This is a genomic window from Streptomyces sp. NPDC002825 (genome assembly GCF_040295385.1).
Lineage (GTDB): Bacteria > Actinomycetota > Actinomycetes > Streptomycetales > Streptomycetaceae > Streptomyces.
In genome coordinates this window covers 163,506-188,549 of record NZ_JBEOVH010000016.1, presented here as the reverse complement: position 1 = coordinate 188,549, position 25,044 = coordinate 163,506, and the positions used below count along the sequence as shown (strand labels likewise).

The window sequence follows — 25,044 nt, the reverse complement described above, 5'->3', positions numbered from 1 at the left end:
GCCGTCGTCGGGCAGGGACTCGATCGTGGCGACGCGTTCGGCGATCGGCGGGTGCGAGTCGTACGGCGTGGCGGGCTCGGTGGGCAGTTCGGCCTGAGCCCTCCGGAGGGCTCAGGCCTTCCGGAGCGTGCCGCGCCGAGGGCCTCCGCCGGCTCAGACCTTCCGGAGGGCTCCGCGCAGTGCTAGGGCCGCCATCGGCAGCAGCAGGCACGCGGCGATCGCGTTCAGCGGTCCGTAGCCCGCCTGCGAGACGACCAGGCCGGCCGCGAGGCCGCCGACCCCGGCGGCGGTGTTCATGACGAAGTCGGAGACCCCCTGGACGGCGGCCCGCGCGGCCTGCGGCACCGAGTCGGTGAGCAGCGCCGAGCCGGACACGAGCCCCGCCGACCAGCCGAGCCCGAGGATGAAGAGGCCCAGGGCGATCCGGCCGTGGGACGGTCCCGCCGTGCCCGCGACGAGCGCCGCCGTACCGATCAGCCCGACCGCGAGCCCGATCACCGCGAGCCGGCCGAGCCGGTCGGACAGCCAGCCCATCACCGGCGAGAAGGCGTACATGCCCGTGATGTGCCCGCTGATCACGAGCCCGATCAGCTGGATGTCCGCGCCGTGGTGGGTGAGCGCCACCGGGGTCATCGACATGATCGACACCATGGCCGTGTGCGAGCCGGCGATCGTGACCAGGGCGATCCGGGCCCGCGGGGACTTCCGCACCGCGTCCATTCCGGCCCGCAGGGAGCGGCCCTCGGCCGCCTGGCCCCCCGGCTCGGCGTCCGCCAGCGCGCGGGCCGTGAGCAGCGGGTCCGGGCGCAGCAGCACGGCCACCACGGCCGCGGCGAGCACGAAGACGCCGGCGGCCCAGACGAACGGGCCCGCGGCGGCCGGGATCCCCCAGCCGGAGACGCTCCGTCCGGCGGGCGCGGCGACGTTCGGGCCGAGCACCGCGCCGATCGTCGTCGCCCACACGACCGTGGAGATGGCCCGGGCCCTGCGGTCCGGCTCGGCGAGGTCGGCGGCGGCGAAGCGGGCCGCCAGGTTCGCCGAGGATCCGGCGCCGAAGCCGACGAGGCCGACGAGCAGCAGGGGGAAGTTCCCGAGGACCGCCCCGAGCACCACCACACCGGCGCCCACCGCCGCGAGCAGATACGCCAGGACGAGGCCCACCCGGCGCCCTCGCCGGGTCATCAGCGTGGCCAGCGGCATGGCGAGCAGCGCGGAACCGGCGACCGAGGCCGTCGACGCGAGACCGGACAGCGCCTCGGTGCCGCTCACGTCCCTCGCCAGGACGGCGGCGAGGGCGAAGCCGATGGCGATGCCGAGGCCTCCCAGGACCTGGGTGGCGATCAGCCCGGCCTGCACACGCCTGCGGAGCGCGGGCAGCTGGGCGGGGGTGACGGGGGCGGATATCCGACCGGGAACGGTGGCGTCAGGGGCACTGGGGGTACGTGTCACTTACGTGAGTGTGCCAGCCGTCCCATCTGATGGGAACGCCCCCTCCTTCCTTCCGAGCCGGTCCTGCTCAGAAGAGCGGCGCCGGCAGCACCCCCTCCAGGGCGAGCAGCTGCCGCTTCGTCTCCAGACCGCCCCCGAAACCGCCCAGGCCGCCGTCGCTCTCCACCACCCGGTGGCACGGCACCACCACAGGCAGCGGGTTGGCGCCCATCGCCGCTCCGACCGCCTGCGCCGCGCCCGGCTGCCCCACGCGCCTCGCCAGCTCCCCGTAACCCACGACCGTCCCGTACGGAACGCCCGCGGCCAGCTCGCGCAGCACCTGCCGGTTGAAGCCGGTCGTCAGGCTCCAGTCCAGCGGCAGGTCGAGCTCGTCAGGCTCGCCCGCGAAGTACCGGTCGAGCCGGCGTATCGCCTCCGCGAGCCGCCCCGAGGCGCACTCCACCGGCTCCGCACCCAGCTGTCCCGCCAGCCGGTCGAGCATCCGCTCCCGCCGGGCCGGGTCGGCGTGGAACTCGACCCGCGCGAGCCCCCGCTCGGTCGCGGCCAGGAAGAGCGGCCCGATGGCGCTCTCCACGACCGTCCACTCCACCGTGCCGCCCCGCTTCCGCCCGGCCGGACCCGCTTCCGCTCCCATGTCGCTGTCCATGCCGCCCACGGTACGACCCGCCACCGACAACCCGACCCGAGACGCCCGTCGGCACCCCGGCCCCCCCGCTCGCCACCGAGATCACGAGGCGGTCTCGCTCCGGTCTCGCGAACGGAAAATCCCCGGTCACGTGGTCGCCGAGCCCCCGGCGCGCCATAATCTCGCCCCGGTAGTACTACCCAGCGGTACCGACTGTTTTCGGACGACGTGGCACCAGGGGTGGAGGACACACGCTCATGCAGGGCACGGTCGACGGATTCAGCTACGGGCTCGTCACGCCGGTGGCCGCCTTTCTCATGGCCTGCCTCGGCGGCGCCCTCGGTCTGAGGTGCACCACCAGATCGCTCCGTCACCACGACACCTTCAAGGCGGGCTGGCTCGCCCTCGGCGCCACCTCGATCGGCACCGGCATCTGGACGATGCACTTCATCGCCATGATGGGCTTCTCCGTCCAGCAGGCGCCCATCGACTACGACCGCCCCATCACCTTCGCCAGCCTGGGCGTCGCCGTCCTCATGGTCGGCATCGGCATCTTCATCGTCGGCTACCGCGGGGCGACCGCCCTCACCCTGGTCACCGGCGGCACCATCACCGGCCTCGGCGTCGCCACCATGCACTACCTCGGCATGGCCGGTATGCGCCTGCAGGGCCGGATCGAGTACGACACCCTCACCGTCGCCCTCTCCGTGGTCATCGCCGTCGTGGCCGCCACCGCGGCCCTCTGGGCTGCCGTCTCCGTCCATGGATTTCTGGCCAGTCTCGGCGCCAGCCTGGTGATGGGCGGAGCCGTGAGTGGTATGCACTACACCGCCATGGCCGCCGTCAGCGTCCACCTGCACGGCACCGAGGCCCACACCGGCGGCGGCCCCACCGCCACCTCGCTCCTGCTGCCCATGCTGATCGGCCCCGCGGTCTTCCTGATCCTGGCCGCCGTCGTCGTCATGTTCGACCCGCTGCTCGTGATGGGCGACCCGGACTGGCAGCGCCCCGCCGCCCGGGCCCCGCACCGCCCCGGCGTGCCCGCCCCGCGCCACGTCCCGTCCTACGGCGAGCCCGCCAACTGGACCGCGCGCCCGCCCGGCCGGGCCGCCGGACGAGGCGCACGCCGGAGCGTCGCGCGCGGCGGACACCGCTCCCAGGACTGGTGACGGGAGCCCCGGCGACCGGGCGGTGAGCCGATCACCGCCCGAGTGTCAGTGCCGGGTCGTACGGTGGTTGCATGCGGCCCGTTTCCAAGATCGAACGTTCGGTGGCGCCCTTCGAGGTCGTCAGCGAGTACAAGCCCAGCGGCGACCAGCCGACCGCCATCGCCGACCTCGAGCGGCGCATCCGCGCGGGCGAGAAGGACGTCGTGCTCCTCGGTGCCACCGGCACCGGCAAGTCCGCGACCACCGCGTGGATGATCGAGAAGCTCCAGCGCCCCACCCTGGTGATGGCGCCGAACAAGACGCTGGCCGCCCAGCTGGCGAACGAGTTCCGCGAGCTCCTGCCGAACAACGCCGTCGAGTACTTCGTCTCGTACTACGACTACTACCAGCCCGAGGCGTACGTCCCCCAGTCGGACACGTACATCGAGAAGGACTCCTCCATCAACGAGGAGGTGGAGCGGCTCCGCCACTCCGCGACGAACTCCCTGCTCACCCGCCGGGACGTCGTCGTGGTCGCCTCCGTCTCCTGCATCTACGGCCTCGGCACGCCCCAGGAGTACGTGGACCGGATGGTCCCGCTCAAGGTCGGCGAGGAGATCGACCGCGACCAGCTGCTCCGCCGCTTCGTCGACATCCAGTACACCCGGAACGACCTGGCGTTCACCCGGGGCACCTTCCGGGTGCGCGGCGACACCATCGAGATCTTCCCGGTGTACGAGGAGCTGGCCGTCCGCATCGAGATGTTCGGCGACGAGATCGAGGCCCTCTCCACCCTCCACCCGCTCACCGGCGAGGTCATCAGCGAGGACCGCGAGCTGTACGTGTTCCCCGCCAGCCACTACGTCGCGGGCCCCGAGCGCATGGAGCGGGCGATCAACGACATCGAGCGCGAGCTGGAGGTCCGCCTCGCCGAGCTCGACAAGCAGGGCAAGCACCTGGAGTCCCAGCGTCTGCGCATGCGCACCACGTACGACATCGAGATGATGCGGCAGATCGGCTCCTGCTCCGGCATCGAGAACTACTCGATGCACTTCGACGGCCGCGAGCCCGGCTCCGCGCCCAACACCCTCCTCGACTACTTCCCCGAGGACTTCCTCCTCGTCATCGACGAGTCGCACGTCACCGTGCCCCAGATCGGTGCCATGTACGAGGGCGACGCCTCCCGCAAGCGGACCCTGGTCGACCACGGCTTCCGGCTCCCCTCGGCCCTGGACAACCGCCCGCTGAAGTGGGAGGAGTTCCAGGAGCGGATCGGCCAGACCGTCTACCTCTCCGCGACCCCCGGCACGTACGAGCTCTCGCGCGGCGACGGATTCGTCGAGCAGATCATCCGCCCCACCGGACTCGTCGACCCCGAGGTCGTCGTCAAGCCCACCGAGGGCCAGATCGACGACCTGGTCCACGAGATCCGGCTGCGCGCCGAGCGCGACGAGCGGGTCCTCGTGACCACCCTCACCAAGAAGATGGCCGAGGACCTCACCGACTACTTCCTGGAGCTCGGCATCCAGGTGCGCTACCTGCACAGCGACGTCGACACCCTGCGCCGCATCGAACTCCTCCGCGAGCTGCGCGCCGGCGAGTACGACGTCCTCGTCGGCATCAACCTCCTCCGGGAGGGCCTCGACCTGCCCGAGGTGTCCCTCGTCGCCATCCTCGACGCCGACAAGCAGGGCTTCCTGCGCTCCGGGACCTCCCTCATCCAGACGATCGGCCGTGCCGCGCGCAACGTGTCGGGCCAGGTCCACATGTACGCGGACCGGATCACCCCGGCGATGGAGCAGGCGATCGAGGAGACCAACCGGCGCCGCGAGAAGCAGATCGCGTACAACACGGAGCGCGGCATCGACCCGCAGCCGCTCCGCAAGAAGATCAACGACATCGTCGCGACCATCGCGCGCGAGGAGATCGACACCGAGGAACTGCTCGGCACCGGCTACCGCCAGGGCAAGGAGGGCAAGGGCGCGAAGGCCCCCGTGCCCTCGCTCGCCGCGCACGGCACGACGGCCAGGGGCAAGGGCGGCAAGGCGGGTGCGACGGTCGAGCTCGGCGACCGGCCCGCGACCGAACTGGCCGCGATCATCGAGGAGATGACCGACCGGATGCGCGCGGCGGCGGCCGAGCTGCAGTTCGAGGTGGCGGCCCGGCTCCGCGACGAAGTGGGGGAGCTGAAGAAGGAGTTGCGCCAGATGAAGGAGGCGGGGCTCGCCTGACCGGGCGGGCGCGCAGGGGCGGTCCGGTGTGTTGCAAGACCGACACAAAACCGGACCGCGCCCACGCGGTGTCGGTGCCGCTGCGTAGGGTGCTCGACAACCGCACGCACCGGACAGCGGGCGCGGGGAACGCTTAACGAGAGGGGCAGCGCGTGTCGGTCAACATGACCAAGGGTCAGGCCATCAGCCTGGAGAAGCGGGGCGGGGGCAGCCTCAGCCAGGTGCGGATGGGGCTCGGCTGGCAGGCGGCGCCGCGCCGCGGTCTCTTCGGCTCGCGCACCCGGGAGATCGACCTGGACGCCTCGGCTGTCCTCTTCGCCGAGAAGCAGCCGGTCGACGTGGTGTTCTTCCGTCACCTGGTCAGCGACGACGGCTCGGTCAAGCACACCGGTGACAACCTGGTGGGCGGCGCCGGCCAGGGCGGTGACGACGAGGCGATCCTCGTGGACCTGGAGCGGGTGCCGGTCCACATCGACCAGATCGTCTTCACGGTGAACTCCTTCACCGGCCAGACCTTCCAGGAGGTGCAGAACGCCTTCTGCCGGATCGTCGACGAGACGAACGGGCAGGAGCTCGCGCGCTACACCCTCGACGGCGGCGGCAACTACACCGCGCAGATCATGGCGAAGGTGCACCGGGTCGGCTCCGGCTGGCAGATGACGGCCCTGGGCAACCCGGCCAACGGCCGCACCTTCCAGGACCTGATGCCGGCGATCCTGCCGCACCTGTAGTCAGGCCGGCACGGCACACCCACAGCTCCCGGAGGCACCTGGCCGCCGGGAGCTGTCCGCATGATCCGCACGATCCGTGTGATCGGCACGATCCGCATGATCCGCACGTGGAAGCACCGAGGGGACAGAGACGATGACGGCCGAGCTGGTCCGGGGGCAGAACCACCCCCTGCCCGACACCCGACTGGAGATCCGGGTGTCCACCGGTCATCCGGTCCTGGCCGGAGCCACCCTCGGCGACGAGCAGGGCAGGGTCGAGGGCACGGAGTGGATCGCACACCCCGGAGCGCCCTCCCTCCCCGGCGTCGACGTGCCCGTGGCGGTCGCCGCCGACCACCGCCTCGCCTTCGACCTGGACGCGGTCCCGGGCGCCGTCCACCGCGTCTCGGTCCTCCTCGCGCTCACCGGCGGCGCGGCCCGCTTCGGAGCCCTCGCCGCCCCCTTCGTCGCCGTGAGCGGCCCCGGCGGCACCGAGATCGCCAGCTATACGATCACCGGCCTCGACCGGGAGTCCGCCGTCGTCGCCCTGGAGCTGTACCGCCGCCAGGGCGCGTGGAAGGTCCGCGCCATGGGCCAGGGGTACGAGGGCGGGCTCGCCGCCCTGCTCGGCGACCAGGGCCTGGAGCGCCCCGCGGAGCTCGCCGCCACGATCCTGGCGACGGCGGCCGCGGACGCCGCCCCGGCGCCGGCCACCCCGGCGAGCGCCCCGGAGCCGGAACCGGAGCCGGAGCCCGAGCTCGTACGCCAGGCGCCGCCGTGGACCGCTCCTGACACGGCACCGGCGACACCGCCCCCCACCCCCGTGGCGGGCATCGCCGCCGGCGGGCCCGTCGACTACTCCCACCCTCGCCGCCGGCCGGCCGCGACCGACCCTGCACAGGCCCCGGCGCCCGCCCCCGAGCCCCGGCAGGCGCCGCCCGTGCCGGTCGCCGGGGACGCCTCGGGCTGGTCCATGGACGAGCGGCTCTACAACCAGGTGTGGGGCATGTTCGAGGACCTGGCCCGTACCGCCGCCGCCTATCGCAGCGCCTGCGACTTCGCGGAGTCCCGGCTCGACCGCGAGCTCGACGAGACGCTCACCGACTACCGGTCCCGGGCCGGCGGCGCGAACGACGCCGCCCGGGCCGCCGCCCGCGCCCGGCACGACGAGCTCGTGGAGCGCGCCCGGGAGGTCCTGGACCGGGACCTCGCCCAGCTCGCCGCCGAGTCCGAGGTCGTCGAACCGGCGCTGCCCGTCGCCTACGCGCGCTGGGACAGCCCCGTCTGGCACGCCTACCGCGTCCCCGCCGAGGAGCCGATGGCCGTGCGCCTCGGCGACCTCCACCTCCCGGAGCGCACCGACCTGCGCATCCCCATGCTCGTCCGCCTCCCCCTGGAGCGGGGGCTCTGGGTGGACTCCGGCCGCGGCCACTCCGAGGCGGCCGCCTTCCTCGACGAGGTCGAGCTGCGGAGGCTGGCCCTGGACTCGGCCGTCGCGCACGCGGCGCGGCTCCTCGCGGCGTACCCGGCGGGCGGTTTCACCGTCCACCTCGTCGACCCGGCGGGCGCGGGCGCCGCGGCCCTCGCGCCCCTCGTGGAGACAGGTGCGGCGGCCCCGCCCGCCCGGGGCGCGGCCGGGGTCTCGGCGGTCCTCGAACAGCTCACGGAGCGGGTCGACCTGCTGCAGATGGCCCAGCGGGGCGGTGCGGCCGACGCGCTGCCGCCCGGCCTGGACACGGCCCGGCAGCTGCTGATCGTGCACGACTTCCCGCACGGCTTCGACGACCGGGCGGTCACCCGGCTGCGGTACCTCGCGGACGAGGGGCCCTCGGTCGGCGTCCATCTGCTGATGGTCGCCGCGCGGGAGGACGCGGCCGCGTACGGGCCGCTGCTCGACCCCCTGTGGCGCTCGCTGCTGCGGCTCACCCCCGTGCCCGACGACCACCTCGCGGACCCCTGGGTCGGCCATGCCTGGTCGTACGAGCCGCCGCTCCTTCCGCCGGGCAGCGCGATCCTCCGCCAGGTCCTCACGCAGGTGGCGTCCGCTCGCCATGGAAAGCGGTTCTGACCTGGCCTTTTGGTGGCTCTTTACCCTGCCCTTTACCTTCTCTTGGTCTTTCGGGTAGTCTTTTTGGTGCGGAGGGGAGTACTCCCCATTGCGCGGCGTACCCGTCAATACGGACGGATCCTCAGTGATCCGATCCCGGGGCGTCGGCCCGGCGGCGCGTCCGCCGCCCGGGTGGAAGAGACCTCCGGCAGCGACGACGCTGATCAAGTAGCCGTACGACGCCGGAGGCGCAGTGGACGTTTCAATGACCCTGTGGGTACTGACCATTCTCGGTCTGTGTGCCCTGATCGGTGCCGACTTCTTCATCGGGCGCAAGCCCCATGAGGTCTCGGTCAAGGAAGCCGGAACCTGGACGATCGTGTGGATCGTCCTCGCCGCACTCTTCGGACTCGGCCTGCTGGTCTTCGGCAACAGCCAGGCGTCCGGCGAGTTCTTCGCGGGCTACGTCACCGAGAAGTCGCTCAGCGTCGACAACCTCTTCGTCTTCGTCCTGATCATGGCGAAGTTCTCGGTCCCCTCCCACCTCCAGCAGCGGGTGCTGCTCGTGGGCGTGCTGATCGCCCTCGTGCTCCGCGCGATCTTCATCGCCGCCGGCGCCGCGATCATCGCGAGCTTCTCCTGGGTCTTCTACCTCTTCGGCGCGTTCCTGATCTACACCGCCTGGAAGCTCATCCAGGAGGCGCGCTCCGACGAGGAGGAGGACGAGTGGGAGGAGAACCGTCTCCTCAAGACCGTCGAGAAGAGGTTCGGCGTCGCCGACCGGTACCACGGCACCAAGCTCTTCATCCGCAACAACGGCAAGCGGGTGCTGACCCCGCTGATGGTCGTCATGCTCGCCATCGGCACCACCGACATCCTCTTCGCCCTCGACTCCATCCCGGCGATCTTCGGCCTCACCCAGGACCCGTACATCGTCTTCACCGCCAACGCCTTCGCCCTCATGGGTCTGCGGCAGCTGTACTTCCTGATCGGCGGCCTGCTCAAGAAGCTGGTCCACCTCAGCTACGGCCTGTCGGTGATCCTCGGCTTCATCGGCGTGAAGCTCGTGCTGCACGCCCTGCACGAGTCCGGGGTGCACGTCCCGGAGATCACCATCCCGTTCTCGCTGGCGGTCATCGGCGGTGTCCTGGCCATCACGACCATCACCAGCCTGATCGCCTCCAAGAAGCAGGCCCAGCGCGAGGCGGCGGAGGCCGCCGAGACGGCCCCGAAGGACAGCGTCGAGGCCTGACGCCCCTTCCGCTCACACGGCGACGGCCGACCGGATCCCCTCCGGTCGGCCGTCGCCGCGTCGTACCGCCGGGGCGCGGGCGGCGCCGGGCTCAGGCGCCGGCCGGCTCGGGTACCGGCCGGGGGGTGGGCCTCGGGAGGGTTTCCGGGAGGAGGGCGAAGCAGGCGAGGCTCACCAGGGCGACCAGGGTGAGGTACGCCGCGACGCCCCAGGGCGGGCCGGAGCCGGTGTCGGAGAGGGTCGTGGCGACCATGGGCGTCAGCGCGCCGCCCAGGACGCCCGCCAGGTTGTAGCCGACGGCGGCGCCGGTGCAGCGGACGTGGGGCTCGTACAGCTCCGGAAGGTACGCGGCGACCACCGCGAACATGGTGATGAAGGCCAGCATCGAGCCCAGGAAGCCGAGGAACATCAGCGCGGGCCGCGCGGTGTGCAGCAGGCCCACCATCGGGAACATCCAGAGCGCCGAGGCCGCGCACCCCGCCAGACAGAGCGGCCTGCGGCCCCAGCGGTCGCCGAGGAGCGCCACGAACGGGGTCACCGCGCCCTGGACCGCCACCGCCGCCATGACGCAGCTCAGCATCACCGTGCTGCTCACCCCGAGCCGCTCGGTGCCGTAGGCCAGCGCCCAGGTGGAGACCGTGTAGAAGACGGCGTACCCGACCGCGAGCGCCCCGGCCGTCAGCAGGACGAGCCGCCAGTGGTCGCGGACGATCTCGGCCAGCGGGGTGCCCGCGCGCCGCCCGGACGCGGCCACCTCCTCGAACTGCGGGGTCTCCGCCAGTGAGGACCGCAGCAGCAGTCCGGCGAGTGCGAGCAGCCCCGCCGCCCAGAACGGCACCCGCCAGCCCCAGGCGCGGAACTCGGCGTCGCTCAGCCCGGCGGTGAGCGCCAGCATCACCCCGTTCGCCAGGAGGAAGCCGACCGGAGGGCCGATCTGCGGGAAGCTCGCCCACAGCGCGCGCCGGTGCTCGGGGGCGTGCTCGGCGGTGAGCAGGACCGCCCCGCCCCACTCGCCGCCCAGACCGAGACCCTGCAGGAAGCGGAGGGTGAGGAGCAGCGCGGGGGCGGCGATGCCGAGCGTCGCGTACGTCGGGACACAGCCGACCGCGACGGTGGCGCAGCCGGTCAGGAGCAGCGAGGCGAAGAGGACCGGCCGCCGGCCGTACCGGTCGCCGACGTGCCCGAAGAGGACCGAGCCGAGGGGACGGGCCAGGAATCCGGCGGCGAAGGTGCCGAAGGCGGCCAGGGTCCCGGCCAGCGGGGAGAAGGTGGGGAAGAAGAGCGGCCCCAGGACGAGGGCGGCGGCCGTCCCGTAGACGAAGAAGTCGAAGAACTCGATGGCGGTGCCGACGAGCGAGGCGGCGGCGAGCCGCCCCATCGAAGGGGCCGGAGGCGACGGGTCCGGGGGTGTCGGGGACGGCGACGGAGGGTGACTGTGGCGCATGTCGCGCCAACTACCCCGCCGCCGTCCGGGTTACGGGGGCGTACGGAGGTGCGCAGCTCGGAGGCCGTGCGCCGGGTGTCACCAGCCGCGCTCGCGCCACTCCGCGAGGTGGGGGCGCTCGTCACCGAGCGTCGTGTCGTTGCCGTGGCCCGGGTAGATCCAGGACTCGTCCGGCAGGACGTCGAAGAGCTTGGTCTCCACGTCGTGGATCAGGCTCGCGAAGGCCTCCGGGTCCTTCCAGGTGTTGCCCACGCCGCCGGGGAAGAGGCAGTCGCCCGTGAAGACGTGGGGGTGGCCGTGCGGGTCGTCGTAGACCAGGGCGATCGAGCCCGGGGTGTGTCCGACCAGGCGGCGCGCGGTCAGCTCGACCCGGCCGACCCGGATCGTGTCGCCGTCCTCGACGGGCACGTCGGTCGGGACCGGGATGCCCTCCGCGTCGTACGCGCCCGCGTAGGTCGTGGCGCCGGTCGCGGCGACGACCTCCTGCAGGGCCTGCCAGTGGTCGCCGTGCCGGTGGGTGGTGACGACGGCCTTGATGCCGTCGTCACCGATCAGCGTGAGCAGCGTCCCGGTGTCGTTGGCCGCGTCGATCAGCAGCTGCTCGCCGGTCGCCCGGCAGCGCAGCAGGTACGCGTTGTTGTTCATCGGACCGACCGCGACCTTCGAGATCATCAGGTCCGTGAGCTCGTGCACGTCCGCCGCGCCGCCGACCTTCACCACTCCGCTGTACGTCATGGCCTCAGACTAGCCCCGAGGAGTGACAGTGGCCGCTAGAGCGGGGGAAGCTCCGGCAGGGGACCGCCCTCGGTCTTCAGGGCGGAGCCGTCGCGGCGGCCGGCGAGCCAGCCGAGGAGCTCGGTGGCCGGGCCCGTGACCGTGACGGCGCCGGACGTGCCGCCGGTCGTCCAGGTCCGTCCGTCGGCGGCCCGGAGGGTGGTCGCCGGGACGCTCTCCAGGCCCTCGAAGCGCTCGGTGAGGAAGTCGATCTCGCGCTGGACGAACTCCTCGGGGAGGTCCTCGAGCTCGTAGCCGACGCCCAGGTCGACGTGGTGCAGGGCGACCTCCACCCAGCGGCGGAAGGGGATCCGCGAGGCGCTGTCGGTGACCCCGTTGCGGAGTTCGACCGTGCGGCTCCAGTCGGCGGGCTCGGCGCCGACGGCCTGGAAGCGGTCGGCGGACTCGCGCAGGTCGGCGAGGTGGACGTCGAGCGGGCGGGTGGCGTCGCGCTCGATGTCGGCGTCGCGGGTGGCGGCGTCGGCGTACATGGGACGGCCCTGGAGGACGTTGACCAGAGCGTCGGCGTTACGGGCGACGTGGGCCAGCACGTGGCCGCGGGTCCAGCCGGGAAGCCGTGACGGCTCGGCCGTCGCCGCGTTGTCCCATGAGGCGGCCGCGGTCAGCAGCCGCTCGGTCGCCTCGCGTACGGAGGCAAGGTCGAGTTCGTGGTCGATCATGGCGCCGACCCTAGCGCCGCCACTCATTCGGGTGAAGCGGTCTCGGCGCGGACGGAAATCGAATGTGCGTGCTATAAGCTCGATGGAAGCATCCGGCATCCTTGGTTGTTGGGTGTGTCAGGCACATCCGCTCTCTCAAGAAAGGTGCGGACCGGCGTGGCCGACCGTCTCATCGTCCGTGGCGCTCGCGAGCACAACCTCAAGAACGTCTCGCTCGACCTCCCGCGTGACTCCCTCATCGTCTTCACCGGGCTCTCGGGGTCGGGCAAGTCCTCCCTCGCGTTCGACACGATCTTCGCCGAGGGGCAGCGCCGGTACGTCGAGTCGCTCTCCTCGTACGCCCGGCAGTTCCTCGGCCAGATGGACAAGCCGGATGTCGACTTCATCGAGGGCCTCTCGCCCGCCGTCTCCATCGACCAGAAGTCGACCTCGCGCAACCCGCGCTCGACGGTCGGCACCATCACGGAGGTCTACGACTACCTCCGTCTGCTCTTCGCCCGCATCGGAAAGCCGCACTGTCCCGAGTGCCGCCGCCCGATCTCCCGGCAGTCGCCGCAGGCCATCGTCGACAAGGTCCTGGAGCTCCCCGAGGGCAGCCGCTTCCAGGTGCTCTCCCCGCTCGTGCGCGAGCGGAAGGGCGAGTTCGTCGACCTCTTCGCCGACCTGCAGACCAAGGGCTACAGCCGCGCCCGCGTGGACGGCGTCACCATCCAGCTGAGCGAACCGCCGACGCTGAAGAAGCAGGAGAAGCACACGATCGAGGTGGTCGTCGACCGCCTCACCGTGAAGGACAGCGCCAAGCGCCGGCTCACCGACTCCGTCGAGACCGCGCTCGGACTCTCCGGCGGCATGGTCGTGCTCGACTTCGTCGACCTCCCCGAGGACGACCCCGAGCGCGAGCGCATGTACTCGGAGCACCTGTACTGCCCGTACGACGACCTGTCCTTCGAGGAGCTGGAGCCGCGCTCCTTCTCCTTCAACTCGCCCTTCGGCGCCTGCCCCGACTGCACCGGCATCGGCACCCGCATGGAGGTCGACCCGGAGCTGATCGTCCCCGACGAGGAGAGGTCCCTCGACGAGGGCGCCATCCACCCCTGGTCGCACGGCCACACCAAGGAGTACTTCGGCCGGCTCATCGGCGGACTCTCCCAGGCCCTCGGCTTCCGCACGGACATCCCGTACGCCGGGCTGCCGCAGCGCGCCAAGAAGGCCCTGATGTACGGCCACAAGACCCAGGTCGAGGTCCGCTACCGGAACCGGTACGGACGCGAGCGGGCGTACACCACCCCGGCCTTCGAGGGCGCCGTCTCCTTCGTCAAGCGGCGGCACACCGAGGCCGAGAGCGACTCCAGCCGCGAGCGCTTCGAGGGCTACATGCGCGAGGTGCCGTGCCCCACCTGTGAGGGCTCCCGCCTCAAGCCGATCGTCCTCGCGGTCACGGTCATGGACCGGTCCATCGCCGAGGTCTCCGCGATGTCGATCAGCGACTGCGCCGAGTTCCTCTCCCGCCTCACCCTCAACGCCCGTGACAAGAAGATCGCCGAGCGGGTCCTCAAGGAGGTCAACGAGCGGCTGCGCTTCCTCGTCGACGTCGGCCTCGACTACCTCTCCCTCAACCGGGCGGCCGGCACGCTCTCCGGCGGCGAGGCCCAGCGCATCCGGCTCGCCACCCAGATCGGCTCCGGCCTGGTCGGCGTGCTGTACGTGCTCGACGAGCCGTCCATCGGCCTCCACCAGCGCGACAACCACCGGCTCATCGAGACCCTGGTCCGGCTCCGGGACATGGGCAACACGCTCATCGTCGTCGAGCACGACGAGGACACCATCAAGGTCGCCGACTGGGTCGTCGACATCGGCCCCGGAGCCGGCGAGCACGGCGGCAAGGTCGTCCACTCCGGCTCCCTGAAGGAGCTCCTCGCCAACGAGGAGTCGATGACCGGGCAGTACCTGTCCGGCCGCAGGGCGATCGCCACCCCGGACATCCGCCGCCCGGCGGACCCCGGACGCCGGCTCACCGTGCACGGGGCCCGGGAGAACAACCTGCGGGACATCGACGTGTCGTTCCCGCTCGGCGTCCTCACGGCCGTCACCGGTGTCTCCGGTTCCGGCAAGTCGACCCTGGTCAACGACATCCTCTACACCCACCTGGCGCGCGAGCTGAACGGCGCCAAGTCGGTGCCCGGACGGCACACGCGCGTGGACGGCGACGACCTCGTCGACAAGGTCGTGCACGTCGACCAGTCCCCGATCGGCCGCACCCCGCGGTCGAACCCGGCGACGTACACCGGCGTCTTCGACCACGTCCGCAAGCTCTTCGCCGAGACGATGGAGGCGAAGGTCCGGGGCTACCTGCCCGGCCGCTTCTCCTTCAACGTCAAGGGCGGCCGCTGCGAGAACTGCTCCGGCGACGGCACGATCAAGATCGAGATGAACTTCCTCCCGGACGTCTACGTCCCGTGCGAGGTCTGCCACGGCGACCGGTACAACCGGGAGACCCTGGAGGTCCACTACAAGGGCAAGTCCATCGCCGAAGTCCTGAACATGCCGATCGAGGAGGCCCTCGAGTTCTTCGAGGCCGTCCCGACCATCGCCCGGCACCTGCGCACGCTCAACGAGGTCGGACTCGGGTACGTCCGCCTCGGCCAGTCCGCGCCGACGCTCTCCGGCGGCGAGGCCCAGCGCGTGAAGCTCGCCTCCGAGCTCCAGAAGCGCTCGACGGGCCGCACGGTGTACGTCCTCGACGAGCCGACCACCGGTCTCCACTTCGAGGACATCTCGAAGCTGATCAAGGTGCTGTCCAACCTGGTCGACAAGGGGAACTCGGTGATCGTCATCGAGCACAACCTCGATGTCATCAAGACCGCGGACTGGGTCATCGACATGGGCCCGGAGGGCGGCAGCGGCGGTGGTCTGGTGATCGCCGAGGGCACGCCGGAGGAGGTGGCCGCGGTCCCGGCCAGCCACACCGGCAAGTTCCTCCGCGAGATCCTCGGCGCCGACCGGATCAGCGACGCCGCGGGGACGATCCCGACGGCCCGCGGTACGAAGAAGGCGGCGGCGAAGAAGCCGGCGGCGAAGACGGTGGCGGCGAAGGCCCCCGCCAAGAAGACCGCCACCAAGGCCGTGGCCCCCGCCAAGAAGGCCGCCACCAAGGCGGCCGCGCCCGCGAAGAAGACGGCCACCGCCAAGAAGGCGACGGCTGCCAGGACCCGCAAGGCGTGAGGCGCCGGTAGGGCCCCCGGCCGGGGGCCCTACCGCACGCCCGGCCTGCGGGGTGGGACGGTCGGCAGCGCCCCGGGGCGTGCCCGCACCGCAGGGCCCGGGGGCGGAGGCGCCGCGAAGGGCGCCGTCCGCGTGCCCACCCGTCCCTCCCCCAAGGACTTCGTCCAGGGGGGACCCCAAGCGGGACGATTGCCCACACGGGCGTCACACGGGGCCCGGGCCTCCCAGGTCAGGCCCGGCCGAGGGGGGCGGGAGGCGCGCCGGTATCGTCGGGTCGGTCACCCCTGGGGTGTCTTGTACCCGATCTCACCGTGGAGCGCACATGTCCGGCCAGTCCAGCCGCCGCACCGTACTGAAAGGCGCGGCCCTCGCCGGTGCCGCCGGGCTGGGAGTCGCCGCCTGCTCCACCGATTCCAAGCTCGGCCACGCCCAGGTCCCGACCCCGACCGCCCCGGTCCCGCTCGGCGCCCCTGACGAGATCCCGGTCGGCGGTTCCCGGCTCTACCGCGAGCAGCGGCTCGTCGTGAGCTGCCCCGCCAAGGGCCAGTACAAGGCCTTCAGCGCCCAGTGCACCCACGCCGGCTGCGTCCTCGACAAGGTCGAGGAGAACGAGGGCAACTGCCCCTGCCACGGCAGCCGCTTCGACGTGACGACCGGCAAGGCGATCCAGGGCCCCGCCACCGTCCCGCTCCCCGAGGTCCCGATCCGCGTCGAGAACGGCAAGCTGGTGGCCGGCCCCGAGGCCTGAGGCCTCACGCCCAGTCCCAGTCGATCCCCAGGATCCCCGGGCGTACCCCCTGCTCCACGAGGTGCACCGTGCGGTGCCGGCCGCTCAGGGTCAGCTCCGCACGGCCACCGCGCGGCGCCCCCGCCGAGGCCTGCGCGAACCTCCGGCACCGCACCGGCAGCGCCGCCTCGTCGAAGCGGACCTGGAGCACGTACTGCCCGCCCGCGAAGCTGAACCCGCGCACGTACTCGCCGCTCGGCCCCGCCGTACCGTCCTCGAAGCCGTACGAGAACAGGTACGTGTCCCCGGCCCGCAGGCGCACGTCGAAGAGCAGCTCCGCGACGAGCACGCCCGTCCCGGCGTGCCACCGCACCCGACCCGTCCGGCAGTTCTCCACCGCCCGCACCACCACCCGGGACGGGTCGCAGCCCGGGTCGCCGTGGTGGATGGCGAGATAGCGGTCCACGCCGTCCCGGTGCGCCCGCACCACGTGCTGCGACTCACGCCCCACCAGTTCCCGGCCCGCCCCGATCCGTACCCGCTCGTGGTGCCCCACCGTGTGCAGCCCGCCGTCCACCGGGGACTCAAGACCCGCGAGCAGCTCCTCGACCGAGCCCGAGGCCTCCACCAGTGAGCGGTACGAGCGGGCCGCCGGGCGCTCCACCTCGGAGCGGGCGGCCGCGTCCTCCGTCAGGAGCCGCAGCAGCGAGTTCCCCGGCAGCTGGAGCACCTCCTCCAGGGCCCGGACGGCCTTCAGGGACTCCGGCCGCTGCGGACGGCGGGCGCCCTGCTGCCAGTAGCTCAGGCTCGTCACCCCGACCTTCACGCCCCGGTGCGCGAGATGGTGCTGGACCCGCTGGAGCGGCAGGCCGCGCACGGCGAGCGCGGTGCGCAGCGCGAGATGGAAGGGGCCGGTGTGCAGCAGCTGCACCAGATCGGCCTCGGTGTGGCTCACGAGGACTCCTCGGTGAACGTTCACGACGGGGGCACGGACCGTCGCGCCGCGAGGGGTGGGCGGGCAGGTGGGCCCTGGGCGTCCGTTCACACCCGGGTCACACCGTTCACAGTCCGATGTCACCCCGCATTGAAGCGTGTTGACCCGGCCCGGACAACGGCCGATGCTCCTGACCAGCGTCCGGACGCGCTCCTCCGACTCCCCACATCCCCACCCCCCACCCTGGGAGGAACGCGATGCGCAGAAGACTGCTCCACCTCGCGGCACTCGCCGCGGCCGCCCTCTTCCTCGTCCCCACGACCACCGCCTCCGCCGCGCCCGCCGACGACGGTCTTTCCGTCCTCGCCCACAAGCGGCTGAACATCACCATGCAGGCGCAGCAGAAGACCAACTGGTGCTGGGCGGCGAGCGGCAACACCATCGCCACCTGGTACGGCCGGAACTACAGCCAGAACCAGTTCTGCAACGCCGCCTTCAACCGGCAGCAGGGGTACGACTGCCCCAACTGGCAGGCCACGCTCGGCAACGTCCAGACCGGACTGAGCTGGGCCGGCATCAGCCCCGGCTCGTACGTCGACGGCTGGCTGCGGTACTCCACCGTCCAGACCGAGATCAACGCCGACCGGCCCGTCGAGACCCGCATCCAGTGGTCCAGCGGCGGCGGCCACATGCACGTGATCTACGGCTACGACGACGCCAACAGCTGGGTCTACTGGGGCGACCCCTGGCCCTCCAGCGACCGCTACAACTGGGCCTCGCACGCCTGGTACGTCGACAACAACTCCTTCTCCTGGACACACTCGCTCTACCGGATCGGGGCGTGACCGCCATGAACGCACGCGCCACGACCCTCGGTCTCCTCACCGCCGCGCTCGTCGCCCTCGGCGCGCTCCCCGCGGCCGCCGCCGGAGGGCTGCCGCCCGCGCCGACCCCCGAGCAGGCCGCCTCCGCGCCCGGGACGCTCGACACCCTGTCCCGGTTCTTCGCCCGTGACGGGGCCCTCGCCCCCGCGGCGGCCGCGCCGCGCGTCGACGGCGCCTCCGTACCGGTACGGCTCCTCTCCCCGGACTTCGTCGCCGGGAAGCCCGGGGCGCCGGTCGCCCGCGTCGAGTTCCGCGCCAGCAGGGCCGTGGCCTCGGACGGGCAGAAGGCCTCGCTGTGGACGGTCAAGGGGGCGGGCGGCTGGCAGGTGGTGAACATCGCCACCGGCGACGACGAGATCCGGTACGCGGAGCTGGGCCGCGGCGGTCTCGTCTTCCGGGAGCCGCAGATCGACGCGTGGTACGTCCAGAAGGGGGCGAGGGTGCTGCCGCTGGACGAGGACGCGGTACGGGCCGTCGGCCGCGACGGGACGAGCCTCGGGGCGTACCGGGAGCGGGTGGCACGGGCGTACGGCGACAAGCTGCCGGGGTCCGCGTACGCGAGGTCCGGGGCGGCGGGGGGTTACGAGGCATCCGCGCCTGACGCCGCGAGGGACGGCACGGTGATGGCGGGGGCGGGGGCGGGTGTGGGTGTGGTGGCCCTGGGCCTCGCGTGCACGGCCCTGACCCGCCACCGCCGCCGCCCGGCCTGACGCCCCGCCGTTGTGGGCAGGCGTTCCGCAAAGGGGCGGAACGGGTGGGCACAACGGAACGGCGCCCCTGCCGGCGCCTGAGGCTCCCGCGCCTGAACCCGCACCACGTCGTGCGCCGCGCATCGGGGTGCGGGTCCAGGCGCGGAACGCGGAGGCGCCGCTAGGGGCGCCGTCCCGTGTGCCCACCCGTCCCGCCCTGCGGGACGATTGCCCACACGGGGGTGGGCACCGCCCAGCACGGGCGCGGCCCCACACGGGCAGCGGGCACCGCCCGGCCAGGCGCGGGCCCCACACGGGCAGTGGGCGACGCCCGGTCCGGGTGCGGGTCAGCAGAGGTGCGCGCTTCAGCGGGCCAAGTAGCCGCCGTCCACCGGGAGGATCGCGCCCGTGATGAAGGACGCCTCCTCCGAGGACAGGAAGAGGATCGCCGAAGCCACCTCCTCCGGTGTGCCGAAGCGGCCCATCGGGTGGGCCCCGAGTGCCTCCGCGAGGTACTCGGGGCCGCCCGGCTCCACGCGCGCGGCGGCCACCCGTTCCGTCTCGATGGTGCCCGGGGCGACCGCGTTGACGCGGATCCCGTGCCCCGCCCACTCCACCGCCAGGTGCTTCGTCAGGCCGGTCGCGACGAACTTCGCCGGGCCGTACACCGCCTGCCGCGCCTGGCCGGCCACGCCCGAGATCGACGAGGTGCACACGATGGCCCCGCCGCCCGTGACGAGCATGGCCTCGATCGCGTACTTGCAGGTCAGGAACATGCCGCGGCCGTCGACGGCCATCACCCGGTCGAAGTCCGCCGGCTCCGCCTCCGTGACGGAGAGCAGCGGGATGACGCCGGCGTTCGCCACCAGCACGTCCAGCCGTCCGAAGCGTTCCACCGCCGTGTCGATCATCCGCCGCGCGTCCTCCTCCCGGGAGACGTCGCCGACGACCGGGGTCACCCCGGCCACCCCGGCGAGGCGGTCCGCGTCGACGTCCGCGGCCACCACCCGCGCCCCCTCCCGTACGAAGCGTTCCGTCGTCGCCCGGCCGATTCCGCTCGCCGCGCCCGTGATCACGCACACCCGGCCGGACAGCCGTCCTGAAGTCTCCTGAGCCATGTCCGGGCAACGAGCGCGCCCGCTCTGAGTGTCGGTCCCCGCCAGTAGGGTGGGGAGCATGGCAGACCCCTCCAGCTACCGCCCCAAGCCGGGTCAGATCCCCGACTCCCCGGGGGTCTACAAGTTCCGCGACGAGCACCGCCGCGTGATCTACGTCGGTAAGGCGAAGTCCCTGCGCCAGCGGCTGGCGAACTACTTCCAGCCGATCACGAGCCTGCACCCGCGCACCGCCACCATGGTGACGACGGCCGCCTCGGTGGAGTGGACCGTGGTGTCCACCGAGGTCGAGGCGCTGCAGCTGGAGTACTCCTGGATCAAGGAGTTCGACCCCCGGTTCAACGTGAAGTACCGGGACGACAAGAGCTATCCGTATCTCGCGGTGACGATGAACGAGGAGTTCCCCCGCGTCCAGGTCATGCGCGGCCACAAGAAGAAGGGCGTGCGCTACTTCGGGCCGTACGCGCACGCGTGGGCGATCCGCGAGACCGTGGACCTGATGCTGCGGGTGTTCCCCGTGCGGACGTGCTCGGCGGGCGTGTTCCGTAACGCCGCCTCGGCCGGACGCCCCTGCCTCCTCGGCTACATCGGCAAGTGCTCGGCACCCTGCGTCGGCCGGGTCACGCCCGAGGAGCACCGCGAACTGGCCGAGGACTTCAGCGACTTCATGGCCGGCCGCACCGGCACGTACATCCGCCGGCTCGAGAAGCAGATGATGGTCGCGGCCGAGGACATGGAGTACGAGAAGGCCGCCCGGCTCCGCGACGACATAGAGGCCCTGCGCCGGGCCATGGAGAAGAACGCGGTGGTCCTCGCCGACGCCACCGACGCCGACCTGATCGCCCTCGCCGAGGACGAGCTGGAGGCCGCCGTGCAGATCTTCCACGTGCGCGGCGGGCGCGTCCGCGGCCAGCGCGGCTGGGTCACGGACAAGGTCGAGGCCGTCGACACGGCGGGGCTCGTGGAGCACGCGCTCCAGCAGCTGTACGGCGAGGAGAGCGGCGACGCCGTTCCCAAGGAGGTCCTGGTCCCGGCGCTGCCCGAGGACACGGAGGCCGTCTCCGCCTGGCTCTCCGGCCGCCGCGGCTCCCTCGTCTCGCTGCGCGTCCCGCAGCGCGGCGACAAGAAGGACCTGATGGAGACCGTCGCGCGCAACGCCCAGCAGGCGCTCGTCCTGCACAAGACCAAGCGCGCCAGCGACCTGACCACCCGCTCCCGGGCCCTGGAGGAGATCGCCGAGGCCCTGGACCTGGACTCGGCGCCGCTGCGGATCGAGTGCTTCGACATCTCCCACCTCCAGGGCGAGGACGTCGTCGCCTCGATGGTCGTCTTCGAGGACGGGCTGCCCCGCAAGAGCGAGTACCGCCGCTTCCAGATCAAGGGTCGTGTCGGAGACACGCAAATCTGGCACGGCGAGGGCCAGGACGACGTCCGGTCCATGCACGAGGTGATCAGTCGCCGCTTCAGGCGCTACCTGGCCGAGAAGGACCGTACGGGGGAGTGGGGCCCGGTCGGCGACGGCGAGGTGCCGGTCGGCGGCGAGGTCCCCGCCGAGGACGCCCAGGACGACGGGCGGCCCAAGCGCTTCGCGTACCCGCCGCAGCTCGTCGTCGTCGACGGTGGGCAGCCGCAGGTCGCCGCGGCCCGCCGCGCCCTCGACGAGCTCGGCATCGACGACGTCGCCGTCTGCGGCCTCGCCAAGCGCCTGGAGGAGGTCTGGCTGCCCGGCGAGGACGACCCGGTCGTCCTGCCCCGCTCCAGCGAGGGGCTCTATCTGCTCCAGCGCGTGCGTGACACGGCTCACGACTTCGCCATCCGCTACCAGCGGTCCAAGCGGACCAAACGCCTCCGGACCAGCCCGCTCGATGCCGTCCCCGGCCTCGGGGACGCGCGCAAACAGGCCTTGATCAAGCATTTCGGCTCGGTGAAGCGGCTGAAGCAGGCGACAATCGAGCAGATCTGTGAGGTCCCCGGCTTCGGCCGGAAGACCGCGGAGGCGGTCGCCGTGGCCCTGGCCCAGGTGGCCCCCGCCGCACCCGCCGTGAACACGGCCACAGGAGAGATCATGGAAGACGACGGGGGCACCACCGCATGAACGAGCACGACACGCACGACGAGCACGACCGAGAAGACGGAGCAGGACACGTGAGTACGGGCACGAAGGAGACCCCCGGCGACAACGGCGCCGAGGCGGCCATTCCCGAGCTGGTGATCATCTCCGGCATGTCCGGAGCCGGCCGGTCCACCGCGGCGAAGTGCCTGGAGGACCTCGGCTGGTTCGTCGTGGACAATCTGCCGCCCGCGCTGATCCCCACCATGGTGGAGCTCGGCGCCCGCTCCCAGGGCAACGTCGCCCGGATCGCCGTCGTCGTGGACGTCCGCGGCCGGCAGTTCTTCGACAACCTCAGGGAGTCCCTCGCCGACCTGGACGCCAAGCAGGTCACCCGCCGGATCGTCTTCCTCGAGTCCTCCGACGAGGCCCTCGTCCGGCGTTTCGAGTCGGTCCGCAGGCCGCACCCGCTCCAGGGCGACGGCCGCATCACCGACGGCATCGCCGCCGAGCGCGACCTGCTGCGCGAGCTGCGCGGCGACGCCGACCTGGTGATCGACACCTCCAGCCTCAACGTCCACGAGCTGCGCGCCAAGATGGACGCCCAGTTCGCCGGCGACGAGGAGCCCGAGCTCCGGGCCACCGTGATGTCCTTCGGCTTCAAGTACGGCCTGCCGGTCGACGCCGACCTCGTCGTCGACATGCGGTTCCTGCCGAACCCGCACTGGGTCCCCGAGCTGCGCCCCTTCACCGGCCTCAACGAGGAGGTGTCGAACTACGTCTACAACCAGCCGGGCGCCAAGGAGTTCCTCGACCGCTACACCGAGCTGCTCCAGCTGATCGCCGCGGGCTACCGCCGCGAGGGCAAGCGGTACGTGACCATCGCCGTGGGCTGCACGGGCGGCAAGCACCGCTCCGTCGCCACCGCCGAGCGCCTCGCCGCCCGCCTCGCCTCCGAAGGGGTCGAGACCGTCGTCGTCCACCGGGACATGGGGCGCGAGTGAAGCCGTACCGTCGGCGTACCTCCACCCTCGCGGTGCGGCGTACGCTCCGCAGGCGTGGCGCCCAGCCCAAGGTGGTCGCGCTGGGCGGCGGCATGGGCCTGTCGGCCTCCCTCGCCGCGCTCCGCCGGATCACCGGCGACCTCACCGCCGTCGTCACCGTCGCCGACGACGGGGGCTCCAGCGGCCGGCTCCGGGAGGAGCTCGGCGTGCTGCCCCCCGGCGACCTGCGCAAGGCGCTCGCCGCGCTCTGCGGCGACGACGACTGGGGCCAGACCTGGGCCCGGGTCATCCAGCACCGCTTCCAGTCCAAGGGCGAGATCAACGGCCACGCCGTCGGCAATCTGCTGATCGTCGCCCTCTGGGAGCAGCTCGGCGACCCCGTGCAGGCCCTCGACCTGGTCGGCCGGCTGCTCGGCGCCCAGGGCCGGGTGCTGCCCATGTCCGCCGTGCCCCTGGAGCTCCAGGCCCTGGTCAAGGGCCATGACCCGGAGCGGCCGGACGACGTGGACACCGTGGCCGGGCAGGCGACGGTGGCGCTCACCCCGGGCGAGGTGCAGTCCGTGCACCTCGTGCCGCACGACCCGCCGGCCGTGCCCGAGGCGGTCGCCGCCGTCCTGGACGCCGACTGGGTGGTACTGGGTCCCGGCTCCTGGTTCTCCTCGGTGATCCCGCACCTCCTGGTCCCCGAGCTCCTCGACGCGCTGGTCGAGACGAAGGCCCGGAAGGTGCTCTCGCTGAACCTCGCGCCGCAGCCCGGAGAAACCGAGGGCTTCTCCCCGCAGCGTCATTTGGAGGTTTTGGGACGACACGCCCCTAAACTCGCCCTGGACGTGGTGCTGGCCGACGAGGCCGCCGTGCCCGACGTGTCAGCTAGAGAGCCCCTCGCCGATGCCGCCAAGCGGCTCGGTGCCGCGGTCGAGCTGGCGCCGGTGGCCGGGCCCGACGGCTCCGCGAAGCATGACCCGGAGCTGTTGGCCGCCGCGTACGACCGTATTTTTCGGATGCATGGAAGGATCGGCCCATGGCGATGACGGCAGCGGTGAAGGACGAGATCTCCCGGCTTCCCGTCACCCGGACCTGCTGCAGGAAGGCAGAGGTCTCGTCGATCCTGCGGTTCGCGGGCGGGCTGCACCTGGTGAGCGGCCGCATCGTGATCGAGGCGGAGCTGGACACCGCGATGGCGGCGCGCCGCCTCAAGCGGGACATCCTGGAGATCTTCGGGCACAGCTCCGAACTGATCGTGATGGCCCCCGGCGGGCTGCGGCGCGGCTCGCGCTTCGTGGTGCGCGTGGTGGCCGGCGGCGACCAGCTGGCCCGGCAGACGGGTCTCGTGGACGGCCGCGGCCGCCCCATCCGGGGCCTGCCCCCGCAGGTGGTCTCCGGGGCGACCTGTGACGCCGAGGCGGCCTGGCGCGGTGCGTTCCTCGCGCACGGCTCGCTGACCGAGCCCGGCCGCTCCTCCTCCCTGGAGGTGACCTGCCCGGGTCCGGAGGCCGCCCTCGCCCTGGTCGGCGCGGCCCGCCGGCTCTCCATCGCGGCGAAGGCCCGCGAGGTACGGGGCGTGGACCGGGTCGTCGTCCGCGACGGCGACGCGATCGGCGCCCTCCTCACCCGGCTCGGCGCGCACGAGTCGGTGCTCGCCTGGGAAGAGCGGCGGATGCGGCGCGAGGTCCGCGCCACCGCCAACCGCCTGGCCAACTTCGACGACGCCAACCTGCGCCGCTCGGCCCGCGCCGCGGTCGCCGCGGGCGCCCGGGTGCAGCGCGCCCTGGAGATCCTCGGCGAGGAGGTGCCGGAGCACCTCGCCGCCGCCGGCCGGCTGCGCATGGAGCACAAGCAGGCCTCCCTGGAGGAGCTGGGCGCGCTCGCCGACCCGCCGCTGACCAAGGACGCGGTGGCCGGCCGGATCCGCCGGCTCCTCGCGATGGCCGACAAGCGGGCGCAGGACCTGGGCATCCCCGGGACCGAGTCCAACCTGACGGAGGAGCTCGACGACAGCCTGGTCGGCTGACCCGAGCCGCCGCCGTACGACGTACGACCACGGACGTACGGAACCGCG

The 25,044-nt window shown here is 72.3% G+C and carries 20 protein-coding genes; 13 read left to right on the top strand and 7 right to left on the bottom strand.

Annotation, left to right across the window (positions count from 1 at the left end):
* Positions 1–153: 153 nt before the first annotated feature.
* The gene (locus ABT041_RS21920; RefSeq protein ID WP_351186867.1) at positions 154–1,449 is read right to left on the bottom strand and encodes an MFS transporter; all 1,296 of its coding nucleotides are present in this window, start codon (positions 1,447–1,449) and stop codon (positions 154–156) included.
* Positions 1,450–1,516: 67 nt separating this feature from the next.
* Entirely contained in the window at positions 1,517–2,083 is a 567-nt protein-coding gene (locus ABT041_RS21915) for a methylated-DNA--[protein]-cysteine S-methyltransferase (RefSeq protein WP_502976570.1), read from the bottom strand.
* Between the two features lie 248 nt (positions 2,084–2,331).
* Between ABT041_RS21915 and ABT041_RS21910 the strand changes: the two genes are divergently transcribed.
* From ABT041_RS21910 to ABT041_RS21890, 5 genes are all read left to right on the top strand, one after another.
* The gene (locus tag ABT041_RS21910; protein WP_351186863.1) at positions 2,332–3,243 is read left to right on the top strand and encodes an MHYT domain-containing protein; all 912 of its coding nucleotides are present in this window, start codon (positions 2,332–2,334) and stop codon (positions 3,241–3,243) included.
* 71 nt (positions 3,244–3,314) lie between these two features.
* Positions 3,315–5,453, top strand: coding sequence for an excinuclease ABC subunit UvrB (gene uvrB / locus ABT041_RS21905; protein ID WP_351186861.1), 2,139 nt, complete (start codon positions 3,315–3,317; stop codon positions 5,451–5,453).
* Positions 5,454–5,605: 152 nt separating this feature from the next.
* Entirely contained in the window at positions 5,606–6,184 is a 579-nt protein-coding gene (locus ABT041_RS21900) for a TerD family protein (protein ID WP_041128672.1), read from the top strand.
* Positions 6,185–6,317: 133 nt separating this feature from the next.
* Positions 6,318–8,231: a TerD family protein gene (locus ABT041_RS21895; RefSeq protein WP_351186858.1), complete on the top strand. Its 1,914-nt coding sequence runs from the start codon at positions 6,318–6,320 to the stop codon at positions 8,229–8,231.
* Positions 8,232–8,463: 232 nt separating this feature from the next.
* Complete coding sequence (locus ABT041_RS21890) at positions 8,464–9,462, top strand: TerC/Alx family metal homeostasis membrane protein (RefSeq protein WP_351186856.1); 999 nt, start codon at positions 8,464–8,466, stop codon at positions 9,460–9,462.
* Positions 9,463–9,553: 91 nt separating this feature from the next.
* Here the strand turns inward: ABT041_RS21890 and ABT041_RS21885 are convergent, their stop codons facing one another.
* The 3 genes from ABT041_RS21885 to ABT041_RS21875 all read right to left on the bottom strand — a co-directional run bounded on the left by ABT041_RS21885 (position 9,554) and on the right by ABT041_RS21875 (position 12,360).
* Positions 9,554–10,840: an MFS transporter gene (locus ABT041_RS21885; protein ID WP_351186854.1), complete on the bottom strand. Its 1,287-nt coding sequence runs from the start codon at positions 10,838–10,840 to the stop codon at positions 9,554–9,556.
* Between the two features lie 144 nt (positions 10,841–10,984).
* A complete protein-coding gene (locus tag ABT041_RS21880) occupies positions 10,985–11,641 on the bottom strand; it encodes an MBL fold metallo-hydrolase (protein ID WP_351186852.1) in 657 nt (218 codons plus the stop codon).
* A gap of 35 nt (positions 11,642–11,676) precedes the next feature.
* Positions 11,677–12,360: a maleylpyruvate isomerase family mycothiol-dependent enzyme gene (locus tag ABT041_RS21875; protein ID WP_351186850.1), complete on the bottom strand. Its 684-nt coding sequence runs from the start codon at positions 12,358–12,360 to the stop codon at positions 11,677–11,679.
* A gap of 156 nt (positions 12,361–12,516) precedes the next feature.
* Between ABT041_RS21875 and uvrA the strand changes: the two genes are divergently transcribed.
* Positions 12,517–15,582, top strand: coding sequence for an excinuclease ABC subunit UvrA (gene uvrA / locus ABT041_RS21870; protein ID WP_351186848.1), 3,066 nt, complete (start codon positions 12,517–12,519; stop codon positions 15,580–15,582).
* A gap of 322 nt (positions 15,583–15,904) precedes the next feature.
* On the top strand, positions 15,905–16,330 hold the full coding sequence (locus ABT041_RS21865) for a Rieske (2Fe-2S) protein (RefSeq protein WP_351186846.1): 426 nt from the start codon (positions 15,905–15,907) through the stop codon (positions 16,328–16,330).
* 4 nt (positions 16,331–16,334) lie between these two features.
* Here the strand turns inward: ABT041_RS21865 and ABT041_RS21860 are convergent, their stop codons facing one another.
* A complete protein-coding gene (locus ABT041_RS21860; RefSeq protein WP_351186844.1) occupies positions 16,335–17,264 on the bottom strand; it encodes a hypothetical protein in 930 nt (309 codons plus the stop codon).
* 236 nt (positions 17,265–17,500) lie between these two features.
* On the opposite strand from ABT041_RS21860, the gene ABT041_RS21855 reads away from it, so the two are divergent.
* Positions 17,501–18,088 (top strand): papain-like cysteine protease family protein, encoded by a 588-nt coding sequence (locus ABT041_RS21855; protein ID WP_351186842.1) that lies wholly within the window; start codon positions 17,501–17,503, stop codon positions 18,086–18,088.
* Between the two features lie 5 nt (positions 18,089–18,093).
* The gene (locus ABT041_RS21850; RefSeq protein ID WP_502976568.1) at positions 18,094–18,837 is read left to right on the top strand and encodes a hypothetical protein; all 744 of its coding nucleotides are present in this window, start codon (positions 18,094–18,096) and stop codon (positions 18,835–18,837) included.
* Positions 18,838–19,181: 344 nt separating this feature from the next.
* On the opposite strand, the gene ABT041_RS21845 is transcribed toward ABT041_RS21850, so the two are convergent.
* Positions 19,182–19,934, bottom strand: coding sequence for an SDR family NAD(P)-dependent oxidoreductase (locus tag ABT041_RS21845; RefSeq protein ID WP_351186839.1), 753 nt, complete (start codon positions 19,932–19,934; stop codon positions 19,182–19,184).
* A 58-nt stretch (positions 19,935–19,992) separates the two neighbouring features.
* On the opposite strand from ABT041_RS21845, the gene uvrC reads away from it, so the two are divergent.
* Genes uvrC through whiA form a run of 4 tightly spaced genes read left to right on the top strand, consistent with a single transcriptional unit; the run spans position 19,993 to position 24,996 of the window.
* Positions 19,993–22,026, top strand: a complete 2,034-nt coding sequence (gene uvrC, locus ABT041_RS21840; RefSeq protein ID WP_351186837.1) for an excinuclease ABC subunit UvrC — start codon at positions 19,993–19,995, stop codon at positions 22,024–22,026.
* Positions 22,023–22,985: an RNase adapter RapZ gene (gene rapZ / locus ABT041_RS21835; RefSeq protein WP_351186835.1), complete on the top strand. Its 963-nt coding sequence runs from the start codon at positions 22,023–22,025 to the stop codon at positions 22,983–22,985. Before uvrC ends, rapZ begins: the two co-directional genes overlap by 4 nt.
* Positions 22,982–24,016 carry a gluconeogenesis factor YvcK family protein gene (locus ABT041_RS21830; RefSeq protein WP_351186833.1) on the top strand — a complete coding sequence of 345 codons (1,035 nt, stop codon included), beginning with the start codon at positions 22,982–22,984 and terminating at the stop codon, positions 24,014–24,016. Before rapZ ends, ABT041_RS21830 begins: the two co-directional genes overlap by 4 nt.
* A complete protein-coding gene (gene whiA / locus ABT041_RS21825; protein WP_030205188.1) occupies positions 24,007–24,996 on the top strand; it encodes a DNA-binding protein WhiA in 990 nt (329 codons plus the stop codon). Before ABT041_RS21830 ends, whiA begins: the two co-directional genes overlap by 10 nt.
* The last annotated feature ends 48 nt before the right edge of the window (positions 24,997–25,044 follow it).

Excerpts from the sequence above, each read along its gene's own strand:
- ABT041_RS21915 (WP_502976570.1), bottom strand. The coding sequence starts at position 2,083 with ATGGGAGCGGAAGCGGGTCCGGCCGGGCGGAAGCGGGGCGGCACGGTG.
- ABT041_RS21910 (WP_351186863.1), top strand. The coding sequence starts at position 2,332 with ATGCAGGGCACGGTCGACGGATTCAGCTACGGGCTCGTCACGCCGGTG.
- uvrB (WP_351186861.1), top strand. The coding sequence starts at position 3,315 with ATGCGGCCCGTTTCCAAGATCGAACGTTCGGTGGCGCCCTTCGAGGTC.
- ABT041_RS21895 (WP_351186858.1), top strand. The coding sequence starts at position 6,318 with ATGACGGCCGAGCTGGTCCGGGGGCAGAACCACCCCCTGCCCGACACC.
- ABT041_RS21885 (WP_351186854.1), bottom strand. The coding sequence starts at position 10,840 with ATGGGGCGGCTCGCCGCCGCCTCGCTCGTCGGCACCGCCATCGAGTTC.
- ABT041_RS21880 (WP_351186852.1), bottom strand. The coding sequence starts at position 11,641 with ATGACGTACAGCGGAGTGGTGAAGGTCGGCGGCGCGGCGGACGTGCAC.
- ABT041_RS21875 (WP_351186850.1), bottom strand. The coding sequence starts at position 12,360 with ATGATCGACCACGAACTCGACCTTGCCTCCGTACGCGAGGCGACCGAG.
- ABT041_RS21865 (WP_351186846.1), top strand. The coding sequence starts at position 15,905 with ATGTCCGGCCAGTCCAGCCGCCGCACCGTACTGAAAGGCGCGGCCCTC.
- ABT041_RS21855 (WP_351186842.1), top strand. The coding sequence starts at position 17,501 with ATGCGCAGAAGACTGCTCCACCTCGCGGCACTCGCCGCGGCCGCCCTC.
- ABT041_RS21850 (WP_502976568.1), top strand. The coding sequence starts at position 18,094 with ATGAACGCACGCGCCACGACCCTCGGTCTCCTCACCGCCGCGCTCGTC.
- ABT041_RS21845 (WP_351186839.1), bottom strand. The coding sequence starts at position 19,934 with ATGGCTCAGGAGACTTCAGGACGGCTGTCCGGCCGGGTGTGCGTGATC.
- uvrC (WP_351186837.1), top strand. The coding sequence starts at position 19,993 with ATGGCAGACCCCTCCAGCTACCGCCCCAAGCCGGGTCAGATCCCCGAC.
- rapZ (WP_351186835.1), top strand. The coding sequence starts at position 22,023 with ATGAACGAGCACGACACGCACGACGAGCACGACCGAGAAGACGGAGCA.
- whiA (WP_030205188.1), top strand. The coding sequence starts at position 24,007 with ATGGCGATGACGGCAGCGGTGAAGGACGAGATCTCCCGGCTTCCCGTC.